Annotated in this window: 4 protein-coding genes and 1 pseudogene; all 5 read left to right on the top strand. The window is 39.5% G+C overall.

All coding sequences use genetic code 11. The annotated features are described in order from the left end of the window. Positions 1-209 (top strand): annotated as a pseudogene (locus tag PX484_RS18000) (type III-B CRISPR module-associated Cmr3 family protein); the annotation flags it as partial. 188 nt (positions 210-397) lie between these two features. Further along, complete coding sequence (locus tag PX484_RS17995) at positions 398-616, top strand: AbrB/MazE/SpoVT family DNA-binding domain-containing protein (RefSeq protein WP_287766550.1); 219 nt, start codon at positions 398-400, stop codon at positions 614-616. Positions 617-758: 142 nt separating this feature from the next. Beyond that, on the top strand, positions 759-1,586 hold the full coding sequence (locus tag PX484_RS17990) for an RAMP superfamily CRISPR-associated protein (RefSeq protein ID WP_002736838.1): 828 nt from the start codon (positions 759-761) through the stop codon (positions 1,584-1,586). A 19-nt stretch (positions 1,587-1,605) separates the two neighbouring features. Then, positions 1,606-2,013, top strand: coding sequence for a hypothetical protein (locus PX484_RS17985; RefSeq protein WP_287665550.1), 408 nt, complete (start codon positions 1,606-1,608; stop codon positions 2,011-2,013). Positions 2,014-2,018: 5 nt separating this feature from the next. Then, the coding region (locus PX484_RS17980) for an RAMP superfamily protein (protein WP_288104993.1) at positions 2,019-3,221 on the top strand (1,203 nt) is incomplete at its 3' end.

Raw genomic sequence — 3,221 nt, 5'->3', positions numbered from 1 at the left:
TAACCTATCGTTATCGATTCGGAGGAAAAGATAAAGTTAAGCGCTTATCTAGGGGACGTTATGCAGTTCCCGCAGGAACAGTTTATCGCTTAAAAAACCCCTTACCATCTTGGCAAAATTGGCAGGAATCTTGGTTCCCCAGCGAAGGGGTTTCTCTCAAACGTTGGGGCTGCGGATTAGCCTTACCCTTAGAAAATATTGCCAAATAAAGCCTATAATTAAGTAGGTAGGCGTTAAAAATTATCAGACACCCCCGTTATCAAGGGTAGGGTTGATTCATGAATCAACCCTACCTTATCAAGTTGGCAGGGGGGATCGAACCTAAAATCCATTTTTAATTTAATTATAACCAGCTAATTATTGAGTAGGGTAAATGAGACGAGTATAAGTGATAGCTATGGCAAAAGTAAAAACGAGATTTCCTCGAAAAGCTTTATTAGGTTATCGAAAAAGTGGTAATAATCAAGGCTCAAAAATTAGCAAAAATAAAATGATGCGTATGTTTTTAGATTTTTTGGTAGAAGATGCCTTTAAAAACCCTTCTTCTCTCACTCCTTACACAGAGGAAATGGCTAAAGAAATCGATGAATTATTAAAGGGTGTTGCAATTGATTAGGAATAAATCTATAGCTTTGTGCTGTCCTAATAGCCTAAATACCACGATAAAATATTAACAAAATCTTAGAAAATCCTGACATTAATGTTAACCTAGTTTAGAATAATCCCTAAGCATCTAAAATACTCACTTTTACCCAAAAATGTATCACAAAAGTTATGGCATACTTGAAACCTTAGCACCCCTTCATGTGGGAGCAACCGCAGGAGAAGAAACGGGTAATCTTAACCTCATTTTTCGTGACCAATTCACCCAAACAGCAATTATCCCCGGTAGTTCTATTCGCGGCCGTTTTCGTGCCGATATGAACAATATAGATGAAAAACGTACATGGTACGGACACGAAACAATCCCAGGACAAGAAGACGGAGGAACCACCGAAGCAAAAGTTAAATTTGAATATGCTTCCCTCGTTTGGTTGCCGGTATTTTGTCCGGGGCAGCCGATAGTTTGGGTCACTTCTCCCCTATTATTAAAACGCTATAAACAAATCACGGGAATCTCTGCAAAAGTACCCAATCCCTATACTGCTTCCCCTAGTTTACAAGCGCGAGTAGTGCAGGGAGTTAACCGCAATAGCAAAGTTTTATTTTTTAACTTAGGATTTCTCGAAATTGAACACTTAGAGGAGCTTTCTTCGTGGATTCCCCCGCAAGCGGATTTAAAAGCTTCTCAATTAGTCGTCGTTGATGATAACGATATATCCATGCTGCACGATATGGCACTCTACCGACAAAGCAGGGTTAAACTACTAGAAGGTCAGAAAAAAGTGGATACAGAAAAAGGAGCTTTTTTCAATGTGGAAGCTTTACCCGTGGGTAGTATTTTAGTTTTTCCCATTGCTTGCAAAGAAACAGGATGGCAACCTTTTGGAGAATCGGTAAACCAAAAAGAATTATATTTCGGAGGATTAGAATCTATCGGTTTTGGTCGTTGCCAAGTTACTATTTTAAACTACGCTAATCAATAATTACATTTTATCTAATATTATGGCTTGGAAAGAATACAATCTCGATCGCATTGCTCAGAAATTAGTTCTCGCTGCCAAACTACGGGATCGAGATTCTCTCAATCAATCTTTTAAAATGCGTGAATCCGTTTCCTATGGACTAGAAAGATTCTGGGGTGAACATCTGCGCTTACAATCCAAGGAAACCAATAAAGCACAATACTGGAAAGAAACTTGGGATAAATTAGTCGAAACCATGGCAGAAGCGGGGATTCCTATCCCTAACGATACCGTACAGATAAATGATACCGAATCTGTTCAAGCAATGGCAGAAAAACTCTGGGAATTAAAGCTAGAAGACCAGAGAATTACCCTCGCTGTTTTAACGCAACTATGCGATTGTTTAGTTTGGTGGACTCAAAGATATAAAGGAACAAAGGAGCGATAAATTATATGGTTAATATTCCCGATATTGGTGACAAAATCCCCCTGATGTTTCGCGCACAAACCAAAGGGCGATCGCAATTACAATATATTGACTCTAAAAAAGATGAAAATGATAGCCAAAAATGGGTAAAAGAATGGATAGAACGAGTCGATGAAAATCATCCCCAATTTGGTCAAGAAGTAAAAACCAAAGAATATCAAATATCGTGGCGATTCGTCACTAATGGGGGACAAGATGAAGGAATAATTCGGCCTGTAATGGGTGCTTATGGCATACCATTTTATCCCGGTTCCAGCATGAAAGGAGCCTTTTGTCAAGCTTGCACCCCCGAACAAAAACAACGTTATCACCTCGAAAAAGATAGCGATAACCCTAGTCTTTTGCGCTTCCATGGCGGTTATCCCGTTAATGATTGGACGGAAAATCTTTTAGATATTGTTCACCCGCAACAGGGATGGCAAGTAAAAACCCCAAACACTCGACAAAAACCCAGTGGAGAAAGTGGTTTTGCTTTAATTTCTCTCTATCAACCTACCCTAAAATTTGGCATTTCTACCTCAATAGAACAACCCGATTGGGAGGAGATTTGGACTATCTGGGAAAGAGCTTTAGAATCTGGTCTAGGATGCCGTGTTAGTAGCGGTTACGGCTTGCCAAAAGACATTAAACCTTCCAAAGAACCTTTATATAAATGTTTTCTGAAAGGCCAAGGAATGGCTCCTAAAAGCCTCGATGGTGCAAGGGAATTTCGACCCAATATTTTTCGAGGAGCAATTCGCGGTCATTCCTTGCGTATTTTTGGCGGTTTAACTGATGCTAAAAATGCCGAAAAGTTAGTTAATCAGCTATTTGGAGGAATTGACGGAGAAGCAACCCAAGGTTTACTAGCGGTCGATTTTTGTGTCAAATCTCTAGAGTTAGGAACCTTTGCCAAGGGTTACAAGGAACCCACCTACACAGTAACAGGAGAATTACGCTGGATTCTCACCCAATCTCTCCCCGAAAACCAGCAAGAATGCTTAAAAAAATTAATTTGTTTTCTCACTCGTTTTGCCATGTTATTAGGAGGATTTGGTAAATCATGGCGACGAGCAGATCATAGTATTTTCTATGAGGATTATTATCCCAATAAACCCTTAATTGGCTGTCATTGGCAATGGGGGGATAAAAGTTCTTTAATCAACGATAATAAAGTCAGAGATTTAACT

The sequence above is a fragment of the Microcystis sp. M49636_WE2 genome, assembly GCF_030065375.1.
In the GTDB taxonomy this organism is placed as follows: Bacteria; Cyanobacteriota; Cyanobacteriia; order Cyanobacteriales; family Microcystaceae; genus Microcystis; species Microcystis aeruginosa_C.
This window is presented reverse-complemented; position numbering and strand designations above follow the sequence as displayed.

Bases quoted from the DNA above. Each gene is read 5' to 3' on its own strand.
- PX484_RS17995 (WP_287766550.1), top strand. From the start codon at position 398: ATGGCAAAAGTAAAAACGAGATTTCCTCGAAAAGCTTTATTAGGTTAT.
- PX484_RS17990 (WP_002736838.1), top strand. From the start codon at position 759: ATGTATCACAAAAGTTATGGCATACTTGAAACCTTAGCACCCCTTCAT.
- PX484_RS17985 (WP_287665550.1), top strand. From the start codon at position 1,606: ATGGCTTGGAAAGAATACAATCTCGATCGCATTGCTCAGAAATTAGTT.